Raw genomic sequence first — 16,116 nt, forward strand, 5'->3', positions numbered from 1 at the left:
GATATTTTTACTAGGAGGAGCTCTATGGAAGGAACTATAATCAAAGGTATAGGTGGCTTCTACTACGTAAAGACTGAGATTGAGACTATAGAATGTAAACCAAGGGGTAAGTTCAGATATGATGGACTTACCCCTATAGTTGGAGATAGGGTTAGAATATCTATAGAAGGTGGAAAAGGTGTAATTGAAGAGATATTTGAAAGATCTTCAGAGCTTATAAGACCTCTAGTGTCCAATGTAACTCAGGCTTTCGTAGTATTTGCAGCTAAAAATCCAGATATAAACAAGGATCTATTAAATAGATTCTTGGTTTTATGTGAATATAATAATATAAAAGCAAATGTATGTTTAAATAAAATTGACTTATGTAGTGAAGAAGAACTAAGAAAATTTAAAGAAGGACTTAATAACATAGGTTATGAACTTATTCCTATTAATGCAAAAGAAGGTTATGGATTAGAAAAATTAAACCAAAAATTAAAAAATAATGTTACAGTTTTGTGTGGACCATCAGGTGCAGGAAAATCAACATTATTAAATAAATTAACAGGAAAAACTCTTATGGAGACAGGAGAAGTAAGTAAAAAGGTAGGTAGAGGTAAACATACTACAAGACATAGTGAGCTTATTGAAATAGAGCATGGTTTTATAGTTGATACACCAGGTTTTTCAAATATAGATATAACATTTATAGATGAGTATGAACTTCAAAACTGTTTTCCAGAGTTTAAAGATTTTAATGGAAAATGTAAATTCTCAAGTTGCGTTCATAATAAAGAGCCGAAATGTGCTGTTAAAGAAGCAGTTGAAGGCAACAAAATAAGTGAGTTAAGATACGACTTTTACATAAAAACATTAGAAGAAATTCAAAGGGGGAAAAAAAGAAAATGGTAAAATTATCACCATCAATATTATCAGCAGATTTTGCTACTTTAGGGGAACAAATAAAAATATTAAACAATGTGGATGTGGAAATGATTCATATAGATGTAATGGACGGTAACTTTGTACCTAATATATCATTTGGAGCACCTATAATGAAATCTATAAGAAGCTTAACAGAAAAAGTATTTGATGTACATTTAATGATTGATGACCCTTCAAGATACATAGAGGACTTTGTAAAGAGTGGTGCAGATATTATTACTATACATTATGAAGCAGATAAACATATAGATAGAACTATAAATTATATAAAAAGTTTTGGAATTAAGGCAGGAATAGCATTGAATCCAGCAACGCCTGTAAGTAATATAAAAAATATATTGCCAATAGTTGATATGGTTTTAATAATGTCTGTTAATCCAGGGTTTGGAGGACAAAAATATATACCATATACATCACTGAAAATACAAGAAGTTAAAAAGATGTGTGAAGCTATAGGTAAGGATATGATGATACAGGTAGATGGTGGAGTAGATAGCAATAATATTAAAAAAATTGTTGAATCAGGGGCAAATGTATTAGTAGCTGGATCAGCTATATTTAGAAATAATAATATAGAAGAAAATGTTAAAGTTTTAAGGTCGGCTTTAAGATAGTGAAAATACTTATAGTAGGAGGGGGGATTAAGCCTTCCTCTGAACTTATAATAAAGGAATATGAAAAAAGTGATATAGTTATTGCTGCTGACAGAGGAGCTCAATATTTGTTTGAAGAAAATCTTAATCCAACAATATTGTTAGGTGATTTTGATTCAATAAATAAAGAGGTGCTAGAAAAATTACGAGCTAAGAATTCAGAGATAAAAGTATATCCACCAGAAAAAGACTTTACTGATAGTGAAATTGCTGTTGACTTAGCATTAGAGTACAAACCAGAAGAGGTTACCTTATTAGGATGCACAGGCTCTAGATTAGATCATGTGCTAGGAAACATAGGACTACTCTACAAATGTCTGGGAAATGGTTCTAGAGCTTATATAAAGGATGATAATAATATAATATTTTTAGTTAATAAATCTACAAAATTAAAGAAAAAAAATATGAATTATATAAGTTTTCAAGGATTTAGAGAAGAGGTTAAAAACTTTAATATAAGAAATGCAAAATATGATTTACATGATTATGATTTGAATTTCGGAGAAACAATAAGTGTATCAAATGAATTTTTAGATGAAAAAGATGTAGAAATTACATTTAACAATGGAATAGTCATGGTTATGTATTCTATGGATTAATAATGAAAAATAGTCACCAATAGTTATTTGTTTCATATAATGGAATTGAAGCAATTATTATCGGTGATTTTTTTGTCAAGAAAGATATGTTTTAATAAAGTTATAGGTATGGTTATAGGAGCTGTAGGAATAGGGATTTTGCTTGCTATTATTATTCCTGCATGGTGTTGGCTTTTAGTTATTGGGGCTGGTGTTGTATATGCAGGTTGGTATATTGCAGAATGTCTTCGCAGGTGATTAATTTATACAGGAGGGTAATATGAAAATTATTGCAGTTAAACTTCCCAAATGTTTATCAAGAATTATAAAGGTTTTTACGAAAAAAGGCACAAAAAAATAATTTCAAACAAAAAATAAAAAATGCAATTGTTCTAAACAACTGCATTTTTTATTGCTTTTTTATATAGCACGTTGAACCTTTCCGGATCTTAAGCATCTTGTACAAACATGAACAGTTTTAGGTGTTCCGTTTACTATTGCCTTAACTCTTTTAACGTTCGGCGCCCACTTTCTCTTTGATTGTCTGTGAGAGTGGCTATATTGAACTCCAGATATAACCCCTTTGTTACAAACTTCGCATCTTCTTGACATGGTAAAACACCTCCTCTATATATAGAAAAATATATATTCAATCATAACGTAGATTATTTTAACATACATATTGAAGTTAATGCAAGTAAAATATTGTTTTGAAATAAAAAATAATTAATTAAGTGCTCTAATTTCCTTGAATTAATTATGTAATTAATATAAAATAGACTATATGGAATTTTTCGAGGAGGAGTAGAGATATGATAGGTTTTTCCAATGAAAGTGGATATATTGGATATTCAGAAGAAGTTATAGCTAATGTAGTAGGATTGTCTACTATGGAATGCTATGGGGTTGTTGGAATGGCATCAAAAAATGCAAGCGATGGCTTTTGGGAATTGATGAAAACAGAGCATCTAAGCAAAGGTGTTAAAATAAATAGCAAAAATGATGAATTAAATATAGAATTGTTTGTTGTTGTTCAATATGGAACAAAAATATCTGTTATAGCAAATAACATAATCCAAAAAGTAAAATATAATGTTGAAAATTATACAGGATTAAAAGTAAATAGTGTAACAGTGAATGTACAAGGTGTAAGAGTCTAGGAGGTCACATATAATGAAGTACTCAAAAATAAATGGTGAACACTTTTATAACATGGTTATTCATGCATCTAATAAGTTAGAAGAGCAGAAGGAATTTGTAAATTCATTAAATGTTTTTCCAGTTCCAGATGGAGACACTGGAACTAATATGTCTATGACATTTAAGGCAGCTGTCAAAGAAATAGAAAGCATGAATTCATCATCTATAGAAGAAGTTTCAAAAAAGCTTGCAAAAGGTGCCCTTATGGGAGCAAGAGGAAATTCAGGAGTTATATTATCACAAATCTTAAGAGGAATTTCTAAGGGATTAGAGGGCAAAACAGAAGTTAATTCTAAAGAATTTTCACAAGCGATGCAAGAAGGTGCTAAGGCTGCGTATAAGGCAGTTATGAGACCTATAGAGGGAACAATACTAACTATAATAAGGGCAGCAGGAGAGGCTGCTATAGACTCTAAAAGCTTAGACATAAAAGATCTTATGAAAGAAATTTGTGAAAAAAGCCAAGATATGCTTAACAAAACTCCAGAAATGTTACCAGTTCTTAAAAGTGCAAAGGTTGTTGATTCAGGTGGAATGGGACTTTTAATTATACTAAAAGGTATGAGTGAAGCCTTAGAAAATGAAATAGAGGCCACTATACAAGAGTTTAAACCAGCGGAAGAAAAAGTATCAGCAGCTAATAACTTAAATATTGAAGATATAAAGTTTGGTTATTGCACAGAATTTATAATTTTAGGGAATGCTGAAAATGCTAACAAATTTAAAAATGAGATAGAAGCTCTTGGAGACTCTATGATAGTTGTAGGATATGAGGATGTAATAAAAGTTCATATTCATACAAATGATCCAGGACGTGTTTTAAGCAAGGCTGTTATGTTAGGAGAATTATCTAAAATAAAAATAGATAATATGAGAGAAGAACATAGAAGTCTTTTAGTGGAAAATGAAAAGTATGGTAATATAGAGACAGCAGCAGAAAATGATACTAATGAAAAGAAAAAATATGCATTCGTATCAGTTGCCATGGGAAGTGGAATATCTAATATATTTAAAGATTTAGGTGTTGACTACGTAATAGAAGGTGGTCAGACAATGAATCCAAGTACAGAAGACATAATGAAGGCTGTGGATTCTATAAATGCAGAAAATGTATTTATATTACCTAATAATAAAAATATAATAATGGCGGCAAATCAAGCAGCTGATTTAGCAGAAGATAAAAAAGTAGTAGTTATACCTACAAAAACAATTCCACAAGGAATAACAGCTATTACAATGTTTAATCCGGAAAGTGAAGTTGAGGAAAACATTGAATCAATGAAAGAATCAATGGAAGCTGTAAAGACTGGATCAATAACATTTGCTGTTAGAGATACCGAAATGGATGGTAAGACTATAAAAGAAGGCAATATACTTGGAATAGTAGAAAGTAAAATAGAAGAGGTTGGAGAAGAAGTTCTTGAAACCACTAAGAAGGTAATTGAAAGAATGGTAGATGAAGATAGTTCTTTAATTACTATATTTTATGGGGAAGATATTGATGAAGATAAGGCAAATGAACTTTCAAATCAATTAGAAGAACTTTATGAAGACTTAGACGTGCAATGTTATAAGGGAGAACAACCTTTATACTACTTCTTGGTTTCTGTTGAATAGAATGAATCTTCCTTAAGATGGTGTTTTTTCACCATCTTAAGGTTAGATCAGTTAATCTAGGGGTGTAGCAACTGTTATCTCCCAACTTGTAAGAGGATGGGAATGTTACAGTTGGTAGCCATCAGATAAATTTTAGTAAAAAAGCCTTAGGGCTTTTTTTACTTTTAGGGAGGTGAATCTTTGAATATTTATAGTGATATAACTGATTTAAAAGGTGTAGGTCCTAAAGCTCAAGAGGCTTTAAATAAAGTTTCAATATATAACATTCTAGATTTACTCTTATATTTTCCAAGGGATTATGAAAATATTGACATAAATTTAGATTTTGATGAAATTGATGAAAAAAATAAACTAGCATTAGATTGCACTTTATTAAAAGTAAATAAGGATGTAAGAACTAAAAGTAATAAGAGATTGACTAGCCTTGAATTTACTTATAAAGGAATTATGGTAAAGGCAATATGGTTTAATCAGCCATATATAAAGAATTCTTTTAAAATTGGAAATGAGTATAAGCTCATGGGTAAATATAAAAAGGTGCAAAATCATCTAGAAGTGGTTAATCCTATGAATGCTTGCAAGGAGTTAGAAAAGACAGAAATAGTAGCTAAATATAGTTTAAATAGCATGTTAAATAATAAAATTATAAGCAAATTAATTAATCAAGTACTGGATAAAATAACCATAACTGAAAATCTTCCTAAAGATTTGGTTGAAAAGTATAAACTTATAAGTTTAGATGAAGCTATAAGAGAAATACATTTTCCGAAAAGTGGAGTGAATTTGCAAAAAGCAAAAGATAGGCTTAAATTTCAAGAATTATTCACTTACTCTATAAAAATACTTGCACTTAAGGCACATATAAAGGGAAATAGAGATGGTATTGCTTTTACAATGGATAATGAGCTTAAAATATTAAAGGATAGACTACCATTCACTCTTACCAATGCACAAAGTAGAGTGGTAAGAGAAATACTATTAGATGAAAAAAGAAATGCTCCAATGAACAGATTGGTTCAAGGAGATGTTGGAAGTGGAAAAACTATAATAGCTATAATAGCTATGTTTAATGTTGTTAAAAATGGATATAAGGCTATTTTAATGGCTCCAACTGAAATTTTGGCAAATCAACATTATTCAGAGGTTAGTAAAATCCTTGAACACTTCAATATAACAGTTGAATTATTAACAGGTAGTACTAAAAATAAAGAGAAAATACGAATTAAAGAGAAAATTAAAATGGAAGAACCTTGCATTGTTATTGGTACTCATGCATTAATTGAAGAAAATGTTGAGTTTAATAAGTTAGGTATGATAGTGACAGATGAACAACATAGATTTGGGGTTCATCAAAGAAGCAGATTGATAAATAAAAATGAAGAGGCAGATGTTTTGGTAATGACTGCAACCCCTATACCTAGGACATTATCCCTTTATTTATATAATGATTTGGATATATCTGTAATCGATGAATTGCCTCCAGGAAGGCAAAAAATAGATACAGAGTTTTATAAAATGGATGAAAGAGAACTAGCTTATGAATTAGCTTTAGAAGAAATACAACAAGGAAGACAGGTATATATTGTTTGCCCCTTAATTGAGGAAAATGATGAGTTGAAGCTTAATTCTGTTGAAAAAATTTACGAAGAAGTCACATCAAGCTACTTCAGAGGGATATCAACAGAAATGCTTCATGGAAGAATGAAAGCAAAAGAAAAAGATGAAATAATGAATAAATTTAAAAATGGTGAAATTAAAGTTCTTGTATCAACAACTGTTATTGAAGTAGGAGTAAATGTTCCCAATGCAAGTGTTATGATAATTGAAAATGCAGAAAGATTTGGTTTGTCTCAGTTACATCAATTAAGAGGAAGAGTTGGAAGAGGAAAATATAAATCACATTGTATTCTTATAGCAAAAGCTAACAATAAAATAACAAAACAGAGAATGGAAATAATGACTAAGAGCAATGATGGATTTTTTATTGCTGAACAAGATTTAAAGCTAAGAGGTAGCGGAGAACTATTTGGATTTAGACAGCATGGAGATAATGGACTTATATTAAGTGATCTTTCCAATGATATACATATTTTGAAAGCTGCAAACACTGAAGCAAAAAAGGTTGTTGAGAGCGAACAAGCAGAGGATATAAAACTTTGTATAGAAATAATGAAATCTTTAGAAAATACTACAAAATATATTTGTTTTAATTAGAGAAAAAAATTTTGTAAAAATATATTCCTTTATGATAAAATGGAATATAAAGCATATCGAAGGAGGACAAAACATGAGAATAATTGCAGGACGCGCCAAAGGAAGGAAAATTTTGTCGCCAGCTACTATGGAGACAAGACCAACACTGGATAGAATTAAAGAAAATATATTTAACATGATACAAAACTATGTCCCTGATGCGGTGGCATTAGATGTTTTTGCTGGTACAGGAAGTTTAGGGTTAGAGGCTGTTAGTAGAGGAGCTAAAGAATGTTATTTGGTTGATAAAAGCCCAGTAACATTTCCTATATTAAAAGAAAATATTATAAACTTAAAATTTCAGGATGAATGTACCTGTTTGAATATGGATTCTTATGATGCCCTAAGAAATTTTGTAAAGAATAAAAAAGTTTTTGATTTAATATTTATAGATCCACCATATATGAAAGATATGATTCCTAAAGCTGTAGGAATCATAACTGAAGGAGAAATATTAAAAAAAGATGGGTTAATTGTAACCAAAATAGATACAGGTGAAGAGATTTATGAAGGTAATGAAAGGATAGTTTTACAAAATTCTAGAAAGTACGGTAATACTACGGTTTGCTTCTATAAGTATAAGGAGGATTAAAAATGAGAAGGGCGGTTTACCCAGGAAGTTTTGACCCTATTACAAATGGACACCTAGATATTATAAAGAGAGCATCAAAAATATTCGATGAAGTTATAGTAGTGGTGTTAGTTAATGTAGATAAAAAAGGATTATTTCCTGTAGATGAGAGAGTTAAACTCATAGAAAAGTCTATAGTACAATATGCTAACGTTAGGGTAGCAGGGTTTAATGGTTTGCTTATAGATTTCATGAAAAAAAATGATAGTAAAGTTATTATAAAGGGATTAAGAGCAGTTTCAGATTTTGAATATGAATTTCAAATGGCTTTAATGAATAATAAATTAGATTCATCAATAGAAACATTATTTATGATGACTAATGCTGAGTATTCCTATTTAAGTTCATCTTCAGTTAAGCAAGTTGCGAAGTTTGGAGGCTGTATTAAAGGATTAGTTCCTGACGTAATACTAGGGGATGTTATGAATAAGATAATGGAGTAGAAGGTAGGAGGGTGAATATGGAGGTTATAGAGTTAATAGAGTATCTTCACGAACTTGTAGAGACAGCACCAAAGGTACCTATGTCTGGAAAGGTTGTTTTAGATAAAAAAGAATTAGCAGCTATTCTTGATGATATAGTATCATATCTTCCTGATGAACTCAAAAAAGCTCAATGGTTATTAATAGAAAAAGACAGAATGTTATCAGAATCCAAAGCACAAAGTGATGCTATCCTTAAGGAGACAGAGGTAATTAGAAGAAAGAGAATAGAGAATCACGAGATAACGAGAGAGGCTAATATTAAGGCTCAGGAGATAATAAAGGTAGCTCAGATACAATCAAAGGAAATGATGCTTAGTGCAAGAGATTATGCAGATGAAGTTTTATGTAAGTTAGATAAGGAAATAGAGGAAAAGGGATCTATTCTTCTAGAAAGTATGAAAAAAGATATGGATAATTATTTATCATCCATATCTAGGGATATGACTAATTCAACAAAACTTATAAGAGAAAATATCAAAGAATTAAGACATATGAAATAGATTAAATAGTTTTGATAAGATTATACTTAAAATAATTAATATTAATATGGGAAGAAAAGCAACCCAATATGGAGTACACATACTGGAATTCATTGTATATACATCTAATGATACCAATGATAAAGTGCAGTATGTTAAAAGAAAACTTAGAATTCCTTGAATAAACTTTCTAAAGATATATCTTGCTATAGATATATCTTTAAACTTATAAACGAAAGAATGGATTTGGCATATTATAGATAATCCACTAAAAGCACAAAGAAAACTTATCATTGAAAGTTTTAATTTTAAAGATATTGATGCAGAACTTAATATATAGCATCCATTAGTCATTTCAAACATTCCAAGTGTTAAACCTTTAACAGCTTCATTAGGAAGAAAAAACAGTATGTTACATAAAAAATTTATAATACATTGAAACATATAAGTATTTTTTAAAATGGATATTAAAATTGAGAACATAATTATATAACTTCCTACAGATAATGCTGTGGAAAGAGAATTATCTAAAGATATTTTTAGTATAGATCCAAAATTATCAGTTTTAAAACTAGAGTCTTTTACTTGAATGATTTTACTATCAGTAGGTTTTAGAATAAAAGCCATTAAAATACAAGATATATAATTAGATAAAAGAAGATATATTCCAGCAGAAGGAAGATTAAGCATTGAAGTTGAGACTGACCCTATTATAAATAAAGGGCTTCCGTTTGAAGCTATGTTTAAAAGCCTTCTAAAAGTAGAGGTTTCTATTAAGTTTTCTTCATATAAATGACAAGAATATTTTGCGCCAAGTGGATATCCACATAAAAAACTTACAACTAATGTAAAACTACATTGTTTTGGCAGTTTTAGTGGTTTACATAAAAAAGGTCCTATAAGTTTTGAATAAATATTTACACCGCCATAATGTATTAGTAATTCTGTTACTATTAAAAATGGAAACAGGGTGGGGAACAGATTGTTAAAAAATAATATAGCTCCATTTTTAGCAGAATCTATTATTAAATTTGGAAATGCTATAAAATATATTATTATAATAGTTAATAGGAAAGTAGCTACATAGTTAATTCTATATTCTTTAGATAATAATAGAATTAATATAAATATACCTATAAGGCTTATAAGCAGAATATAATTCAATTAAACCTCCATAAAAATAATTGATTTAGGAACATTTAAAAAAATAACAAGTCAGTATGCTAGTCTATTTTGTGTCATACTGCGTCAGCTTTGATGTATAGAAAATTATAGAAAAAATTTAATCCTAAAATGCTGATAAAATCTAGTTTAAAGGGCTTTTAAATTGAAAATTAAGAATTTACAATTTACAATTGACAATGTTGGATGAAATCTTCTTAATAAGATTTCTAAAATAAAAAAAATCTTATTAAAGAAAATCTGTGATTTTCAACAACAACTGTCAATTCTCAATTATAACGTGGCACAGCCACCTTTATTCTCTGGCACAAAATATACATGGCGTCTTTGACTTGTTATATTCTTTCATGTGCCTTATAGAAATTATATTAAATTAAATTCATAATATTACCTAATAACAAAAAAACACCTTTAGGTGTTTTTTATTATTATGGGAGATTTTAAAAAATCATTATTAGGTTTTATGTTTTTACATAAAATACTGTATGCCTTAGTTGATTTTATGTCAGCATTAAGCATGTCATTTCTTGTTTTGGGGATCTTAGTTATAATATCAATATTACTATTGTTTTTTATAAGTTTTAATATTTTAGAGCCGTTTTCAGTAAAGCCTAAAACTCTACAATAACTTGGAGTGGTAGTTCTTAAATCAATTAGATCAAAAGTTTCAAGTCCTATAAAATATTGACATAAAATTCTATTTATTCTTGTATAAGTGTAACGTTTGCTTTTTGAATTAAGAATTAATTCTTTTAATGAATCTGAATTAATAACTTCTTTAATAATCTTATTATCTAATCCCTCAGATGCATCTGGTATTAGATTTAAATTATTTTCACAACAAGTTAGTTTATATTTCAACAATGAAAACATATCTTCATCAAAAACGAACTTATAGTCTGTAGCTTTTAAATTTTTTAATATATGAAATGCCGTAGTAGGCATATGGTCTTTTAGGATGTCAAAATCTATATTTTCCTTTAAAAGATTTCTTAAAGATGTAGCACTAGAGAAAATTTCATTTAAGCTATTTTCATTATATTCGCCACCTAGACGTTGAACTGTAATAGGCTTTATATTACTGTTTAATTGAATAAGACTTTTGCAGTATTCTATAGCTAAAATATTATTAGATGAACTTAAAAATGAAGATAAATTAGGAATATTTTCTGTGTTTTCAATGTATTCTTTTAATGCTAAAAATCTAGCTTTAGCAAAGGGAAGTCCGCTATCTATTAAATTTTTTAGGATGACTTTATACTCTTTTGGTTCATGAGATAAAATCATTGCAATCTTTTGTATAAGATCTATATCCCCACATTCACTACCAAAAGAAAGATGAGTTACGCAATTCAAAGAATTTAACAGAGAGACACTTCCTTTAGCAAAAAATTCAGCTGAGGATAAAGCAAATACAGATGGAAGTTCTAAAACTAAGTCAGCTCCATTCAATAAAGCCATTTCGGCTCGATTCCATTTATCTATTACACAAGGAATGCCCCTTTGTGCAAAGTTGCCACTCATTAAAACAATAACGTAATTAGTATTGCATAAATCCTTAGTTTTATTTATGTGATATAAATGACCATTGTGAAAAGGATTATACTCAGAAATTATTGCGCTGATATTCATAAAAAATCTCCTTTCGGTTAAATATTATAATATTATACAAGATTTTTGGATAAAATTAAATGTAAATAGGTTTTTAGTTGTTCAGAAAATTAGAAAAATAACCAAAGGTAACATATTTATCATTTTTTTGTTGAAAAGTATATACTATTAAGAGTATATTATATATAGACAGCCTTATTTTTGAAAGGAGTAATTAAACATGGATCTTATGAAGAAAATATGGGAAGATGCTAAAAATGATGTGAAAACAATAGTTCTTCCAGAAGGTGAAGAAGAAAGAACACTAACAGCATCAGAGGAAATAAAAAAACAAGGATTGGCCAATGTTGTATTAGTTGGAGGTTTAGAGAAAATACAAAACAAAGCTAAACAATTAGGCTTAAATCTAGATGGAATAGAGATAGTAGACCCTGAAACATCAGAGAAAACAGAAAAATATGTTCAAGAGTTTTATGAATTAAGAAAAAATAAAGGGATGACTATAGAAAAAGCAAACAAAATAGTTAGAGATCCTCTTTATTTTGGAACAATGATGGTAAAATGTAATGATGCAGATGGAATGGTATCAGGTGCTATACATACAACAGGAGACCTTTTAAGACCAGGTTTACAAATAGTAAAAACTGCTCCAAAGGTATCAGTTGTATCAAGCTTCTTTATAATGCTTGTACCTGATTGTGAATATGGTGAAGATGGAATGTTAATATTCTCAGACTGTGCAGTTAATCCTAGCCCAACAGCTGAACAATTAGCATCTATAGCTATAGCAACAGCAGAAACTGCTAGAAATCTTTGTAAAATAGAGCCAAAGGTTGCTATGCTTTCATTCTCAAGTATGGGAAGTGCAGATCATGAATTAGTTGAGAAGGTAAGACGTGCTACTGAAATAGCGAAAGAATTAAGACCAGATTTAGATATAGATGGTGAGTTACAATTAGATGCAGCTATAGTTGAAAAAGTTGCAAAGCAAAAAGCACCAAATAGTAAAGTTGCAGGAAAAGCAAATGTATTAATATTCCCAGACCTACAATCTGGAAATATAGGATACAAATTAGTTCAAAGATTTGCAAAAGCAGAAGCAATAGGACCAGTTTGTCAAGGATTTGCTAAGCCTATAAATGACTTATCAAGAGGATGTAGTGCAGAGGATATAGTTAGTGTTGTTGCATTAACAGCAGTTCAAGCGCAATCTATGAAATAGTTCATAAGACACTTTATAATATAATTTAAATTTAATCTGAAAGGGGAAAATTTTAATGAAAGTACTAGTTATAAACTGTGGAAGTTCTTCACTAAAATATCAATTAATAGATATGAGCAATGAGATTGCTCTTGCTCAAGGTCTTGTAGAAAGAATAGGAATAGAGGGATCAATACTTACTCAAAAGGTTGATGGAAGAGATAAGTATATAATAAAGACTCCTATGAATGATCATAAAGATGCTATTGAATTAGTTTTAAAAGCATTAGTTGATGAAAAGAATGGAGTTATAAAGAGCATGGATGAAATATCTTCTGTTGGACACAGAGTTGTTCATGGTGGAGAAAAATATGCTCAATCTGTTTTAGTTACAGATGAGGTTATGAAAGAATTAGAAGAGTGCGCTAAGCTTGCACCACTTCACAACCCTCCAAACATAATAGGAATAAATGCTTGTAAGGAATTAATGCCAAATACACCTATGACAGTTGTATTTGATACTGCTTTCCATCAAACAATGCCACAAGAAGCGTACATGTATGCAATACCTTATGAGGTTTATGAAAATCATGGAATAAGAAAATATGGTTTCCACGGAACTTCTCATAAGTATGTTTCATCAGTAGCTGCTGATGAAATGGGTAAAGATATAAAAGATCTTAAGATAATAACTTGTCATTTAGGAAATGGAGCAAGTGTTGCTGCAGTTAAGAACGGACAATGTGTTGATACATCAATGGGATTCACTCCATTAGAAGGATTAGTAATGGGAACTAGATGTGGAAATATAGATGCAGCAGCAGTAACATTCTTAATGACAGAATTAAAAATGTCAGCAGAAGAAGTTAACACATTATTAAATAAAAAATCAGGAGTTCTTGGTGTGTCAGGAGTTTCTTCAGACTTCAGAGATATAGAAGATGCATCATCAAAAGGAAATGAAAGAGCTAAACTTGCATTAAATATGTTTGATTACAGAGTAAGACAATACATAGGTTCTTATGCAGCTTCTATGGGTGGAGTTGATTGTGTGGTATTTACAGCTGGTCTTGGAGAAAATGCAATAGAAACAAGAGAAACAATATGTAAGGGTCTGGAATTCTTGGGAATAGAAATAGATAAAGAAAAGAACAACGTAAGAGGAAAAGTAAGAGAAATAAGTAAAGATGGATCTAAGGTTAAAGTATTTGTAGTTCCAACTAACGAAGAGTTAATGATTGCAAGAGACACAGTAGTTTTAGTTAAATAATTTACAAAATAAACTTGACTTTTAATTTTTAAGTTTATATAATAAATTGTGTTCGCATGGTATATTTTATTCTGAGTAGTAAAATATACTCTGTATAAGGTGGAATACAAAATAAAGCTTTATATGGGGTGAAACTATGAAAATAGATATTTCTGAATTAACAGGAAGAAAAATTACAAAAAGACATTTAGATCTTCAACTGCAAGTTAGTGAAGTGGATTTTGAAGGTGAAATTTTAAAATTTTTAACTCCTATAACTATAGATGGAGATATTTCATCACAGGATAATATTATTACTTTAAGTATTAATGCTAAATGTGAGTTAGAACTTACATGTTCTAGATGTCTTGAAAAGTTTTCTTATCCAGTGTCCGTAGATATAAATGAAAAGTTTTCAAAGATGCCTATGGAGGATGAGGAAATAACTAATATTAATAACGATATTATTGATATTACTGAAATTGTGAAAACTAGTATAATAATGGCATTGCCAATAAAGAGACTTTGTAGCGAAAGTTGCAAAGGGCTTTGCCAACAGTGTGGTGCTAACTTAAATATTAATAGTTGCAAATGCAATTATGTAGATGTTGACATAAGGTTGGCTCAGCTAAAAGACTTGTTCACAAGCAATTAAGGAGGTGTAATTAATGGGAAATCCAGCAAGAAAAACTTATAAAGCAAAGAGAGATTCTAGAAGAGCTCAAACTTTCAAGTTAAGCTTACCAGGAATAATAGAATGTCCACAATGCCACGAAATGAAACTTGCTCACAGAGTATGTAAGAGTTGTGGTTACTATAAGGGAAAAGAAGTTGTTTCAACTGAAAAATAAAGAAAGTCTTATGACTTTCTTTTCTTTATATCTAAAAGTATTTTAAGGGGCGGTGTTTATGAAAATAGCTGTTGATGGATTTGGAGGAGATAATTCTCCAAGTGCTATAGTAGAGGGCTGTATATTAGCTTTAAATGAGTTAGATGTTAATATAGTTATTACAGGTAAAAAACATATGTTAGAGGAAGAACTAAAGAAACATAATTATGATATTAGTAAAATAGAGATATTAGATGCAGAAGAAGTAATTGAATGCAATGAAGAGCCTGTAAGAGCAATAAGAAGAAAGAAAAATTCATCTCTGGCTAAAGCATTAAATTTAGTTAAAGAAAAAGAAGCTGATGCGGTAATATCAGCAGGAAGTACTGGGGCTTTTATGGCTGGAGCAACATTTATAGTCGGAAGAATAAAAGGTATAGATAGACCAGCTTTAGCACCAGTAATGCCAGGGAAAAACGGTCCTTTTATGATAATAGATTGTGGAGCTAATGCGGAATGTAAGCCCCCTTATTTAGTTCAATTTGCTACAATGGGCTCAATATATATGGAAAATATAATGGGTATGTCAAATCCATCGGTAGGACTTATAAATATAGGATCTGAAGAGGAAAAGGGAAATGAACTAACTAAAGCGGCTCATAAACTACTAAAAGAAGCACCAGTGAACTTTAAAGGAAATGTAGAGCCAAGAGATATACCAAGAGGAGATACGAAAGTTCTTGTGTGTGATGGATTTGTTGGGAATACAGTTCTTAAAATGTATGAGGGAGTTGCAAGTACCCTTTTTTCAACTTTAAAAGATGGAATGCTATCTTCAACTAGAGGTAAGATAGGAGCTTTAATGTTAAAGCCTATTTTTAAAAAGTTTAAAAAAGATTTTGATTATAAAGAAGTTGGTGGAGCAGCTTTTTTGGGTATAGATGGAATTTGTATAAAAGCCCATGGAAGTTCTGATGCTAAAGCTATAAAAAATGCTATAAAACAAGCTAAAATATTCCATGATAATGGAGTGGTTGAAAAAATTAAAGAAAAAATAGAACAAAATAAAGAATAAAGGATAATTTCTCTAATTAATTCTATTGACTGCATAGATAATATGTAATATTATCTATTTAGAGAATTTGGAAAAATAAATTTCATTAAAAGGATTTCTATGCTATAAGCATTGAAAATATAATTTGTATAGTATATTGATTTTT

General features: G+C 29.8%; 18 protein-coding genes. 15 read left to right on the plus strand and 3 right to left on the minus strand.

Annotation, left to right across the window (positions count from 1 at the left end; translation table 11 throughout):
- Positions 1 to 24: 24 nt before the first annotated feature.
- The 4 genes from rsgA to BM119_RS19930 all read left to right on the plus strand — a co-directional run bounded on the left by rsgA (position 25) and on the right by BM119_RS19930 (position 2,416).
- Positions 25 to 894: a ribosome small subunit-dependent GTPase A gene (gene rsgA / locus BM119_RS13065; protein ID WP_090042114.1), complete on the plus strand. Its 870-nt coding sequence runs from the start codon at positions 25 to 27 to the stop codon at positions 892 to 894.
- Entirely contained in the window at positions 888 to 1,541 is a 654-nt protein-coding gene (gene rpe / locus BM119_RS13070; protein ID WP_090042115.1) for a ribulose-phosphate 3-epimerase, read from the plus strand. The genes rsgA and rpe overlap by 7 nt, the downstream gene beginning before the upstream one ends.
- A complete protein-coding gene (locus BM119_RS13075) occupies positions 1,541 to 2,179 on the plus strand; it encodes a thiamine diphosphokinase (RefSeq protein ID WP_090042117.1) in 639 nt (212 codons plus the stop codon). Before rpe ends, BM119_RS13075 begins: the two co-directional genes overlap by 1 nt.
- Before the next feature lie 72 nt (positions 2,180 to 2,251).
- Entirely contained in the window at positions 2,252 to 2,416 is a 165-nt protein-coding gene (locus BM119_RS19930; RefSeq protein WP_090042119.1) for a hypothetical protein, read from the plus strand.
- Between the two features lie 162 nt (positions 2,417 to 2,578).
- On the opposite strand, the gene rpmB is transcribed toward BM119_RS19930, so the two are convergent.
- Positions 2,579 to 2,770, minus strand: coding sequence for a 50S ribosomal protein L28 (gene rpmB, locus BM119_RS13085; protein ID WP_090042120.1), 192 nt, complete (start codon positions 2,768 to 2,770; stop codon positions 2,579 to 2,581).
- A 200-nt stretch (positions 2,771 to 2,970) separates the two neighbouring features.
- On the opposite strand from rpmB, the gene BM119_RS13090 reads away from it, so the two are divergent.
- The 6 genes from BM119_RS13090 (at position 2,971) to BM119_RS13115 (ending at position 8,844) form a co-directional block, all read left to right on the plus strand.
- A complete protein-coding gene (locus BM119_RS13090; protein WP_090042122.1) occupies positions 2,971 to 3,318 on the plus strand; it encodes an Asp23/Gls24 family envelope stress response protein in 348 nt (115 codons plus the stop codon).
- A gap of 13 nt (positions 3,319 to 3,331) precedes the next feature.
- Entirely contained in the window at positions 3,332 to 4,975 is a 1,644-nt protein-coding gene (locus BM119_RS13095; protein WP_090042124.1) for a DAK2 domain-containing protein, read from the plus strand.
- Between the two features lie 180 nt (positions 4,976 to 5,155).
- Positions 5,156 to 7,189, plus strand: coding sequence for an ATP-dependent DNA helicase RecG (recG, locus tag BM119_RS13100; RefSeq protein ID WP_090042125.1), 2,034 nt, complete (start codon positions 5,156 to 5,158; stop codon positions 7,187 to 7,189).
- A 73-nt stretch (positions 7,190 to 7,262) separates the two neighbouring features.
- Positions 7,263 to 7,820, plus strand: a complete 558-nt coding sequence (gene rsmD, locus BM119_RS13105; protein ID WP_090042127.1) for a 16S rRNA (guanine(966)-N(2))-methyltransferase RsmD — start codon at positions 7,263 to 7,265, stop codon at positions 7,818 to 7,820.
- A 2-nt stretch (positions 7,821 to 7,822) separates the two neighbouring features.
- On the plus strand, positions 7,823 to 8,302 hold the full coding sequence (gene coaD / locus BM119_RS13110; RefSeq protein WP_090042128.1) for a pantetheine-phosphate adenylyltransferase: 480 nt from the start codon (positions 7,823 to 7,825) through the stop codon (positions 8,300 to 8,302).
- Positions 8,303 to 8,319: 17 nt separating this feature from the next.
- Positions 8,320 to 8,844, plus strand: coding sequence for an ATPase (locus tag BM119_RS13115; RefSeq protein ID WP_090042130.1), 525 nt, complete (start codon positions 8,320 to 8,322; stop codon positions 8,842 to 8,844).
- On the opposite strand, the gene ylbJ is transcribed toward BM119_RS13115, so the two are convergent.
- Together ylbJ and BM119_RS13125 are read right to left on the minus strand one after the other, a co-directional pair.
- The gene (ylbJ, locus tag BM119_RS13120) at positions 8,827 to 9,987 is read right to left on the minus strand and encodes a sporulation integral membrane protein YlbJ (RefSeq protein ID WP_090042131.1); all 1,161 of its coding nucleotides are present in this window, start codon (positions 9,985 to 9,987) and stop codon (positions 8,827 to 8,829) included. The genes BM119_RS13115 and ylbJ overlap by 18 nt on opposite strands.
- A 429-nt stretch (positions 9,988 to 10,416) precedes the next feature.
- A complete protein-coding gene (locus BM119_RS13125; protein ID WP_090042132.1) occupies positions 10,417 to 11,637 on the minus strand; it encodes a nucleotidyltransferase in 1,221 nt (406 codons plus the stop codon).
- A 199-nt stretch (positions 11,638 to 11,836) separates the two neighbouring features.
- Here BM119_RS13125 and pta point away from each other — a divergent pair, with 199 nt between their 5' ends.
- The 5 genes from pta (at position 11,837) to plsX (ending at position 15,971) form a co-directional block, all read left to right on the plus strand.
- A complete protein-coding gene (gene pta, locus BM119_RS13130) occupies positions 11,837 to 12,838 on the plus strand; it encodes a phosphate acetyltransferase (RefSeq protein WP_090042134.1) in 1,002 nt (333 codons plus the stop codon).
- Between the two features lie 55 nt (positions 12,839 to 12,893).
- Positions 12,894 to 14,087, plus strand: coding sequence for an acetate/propionate family kinase (locus BM119_RS13135; RefSeq protein WP_090042135.1), 1,194 nt, complete (start codon positions 12,894 to 12,896; stop codon positions 14,085 to 14,087).
- 136 nt (positions 14,088 to 14,223) lie between these two features.
- Positions 14,224 to 14,721, plus strand: coding sequence for a YceD family protein (locus BM119_RS13140; protein WP_090042137.1), 498 nt, complete (start codon positions 14,224 to 14,226; stop codon positions 14,719 to 14,721).
- A gap of 13 nt (positions 14,722 to 14,734) precedes the next feature.
- Positions 14,735 to 14,917 carry a 50S ribosomal protein L32 gene (gene rpmF / locus BM119_RS13145; RefSeq protein ID WP_090042138.1) on the plus strand — a complete coding sequence of 61 codons (183 nt, stop codon included), beginning with the start codon at positions 14,735 to 14,737 and terminating at the stop codon, positions 14,915 to 14,917.
- A 58-nt stretch (positions 14,918 to 14,975) separates the two neighbouring features.
- Entirely contained in the window at positions 14,976 to 15,971 is a 996-nt protein-coding gene (gene plsX / locus BM119_RS13150) for a phosphate acyltransferase PlsX (protein WP_090042140.1), read from the plus strand.
- Positions 15,972 to 16,116 lie beyond the last annotated feature (145 nt).

This window comes from Clostridium frigidicarnis, from assembly GCF_900111985.1.
Lineage (GTDB): Bacteria > Bacillota > Clostridia > Clostridiales > Clostridiaceae > Clostridium_Z > Clostridium_Z frigidicarnis.

Bases quoted from the DNA above. Each gene is read 5' to 3' on its own strand.
- rpmF (WP_090042138.1), top strand. From the start codon at position 14,735: ATGGGAAATCCAGCAAGAAAAACTTATAAAGCAAAGAGAGATTCTAGA.
- rpe (WP_090042115.1), top strand. From the start codon at position 888: ATGGTAAAATTATCACCATCAATATTATCAGCAGATTTTGCTACTTTA.
- BM119_RS13135 (WP_090042135.1), top strand. From the start codon at position 12,894: ATGAAAGTACTAGTTATAAACTGTGGAAGTTCTTCACTAAAATATCAA.
- coaD (WP_090042128.1), top strand. From the start codon at position 7,823: ATGAGAAGGGCGGTTTACCCAGGAAGTTTTGACCCTATTACAAATGGA.
- pta (WP_090042134.1), top strand. From the start codon at position 11,837: ATGGATCTTATGAAGAAAATATGGGAAGATGCTAAAAATGATGTGAAA.
- rpmB (WP_090042120.1), bottom strand. From the start codon at position 2,770: ATGTCAAGAAGATGCGAAGTTTGTAACAAAGGGGTTATATCTGGAGTT.
- BM119_RS13095 (WP_090042124.1), top strand. From the start codon at position 3,332: ATGAAGTACTCAAAAATAAATGGTGAACACTTTTATAACATGGTTATT.
- rsgA (WP_090042114.1), top strand. From the start codon at position 25: ATGGAAGGAACTATAATCAAAGGTATAGGTGGCTTCTACTACGTAAAG.
- BM119_RS13115 (WP_090042130.1), top strand. From the start codon at position 8,320: ATGGAGGTTATAGAGTTAATAGAGTATCTTCACGAACTTGTAGAGACA.
- plsX (WP_090042140.1), top strand. From the start codon at position 14,976: ATGAAAATAGCTGTTGATGGATTTGGAGGAGATAATTCTCCAAGTGCT.
- rsmD (WP_090042127.1), top strand. From the start codon at position 7,263: ATGAGAATAATTGCAGGACGCGCCAAAGGAAGGAAAATTTTGTCGCCA.
- BM119_RS13090 (WP_090042122.1), top strand. From the start codon at position 2,971: ATGATAGGTTTTTCCAATGAAAGTGGATATATTGGATATTCAGAAGAA.
- BM119_RS13125 (WP_090042132.1), bottom strand. From the start codon at position 11,637: ATGAATATCAGCGCAATAATTTCTGAGTATAATCCTTTTCACAATGGT.
- BM119_RS13140 (WP_090042137.1), top strand. From the start codon at position 14,224: ATGAAAATAGATATTTCTGAATTAACAGGAAGAAAAATTACAAAAAGA.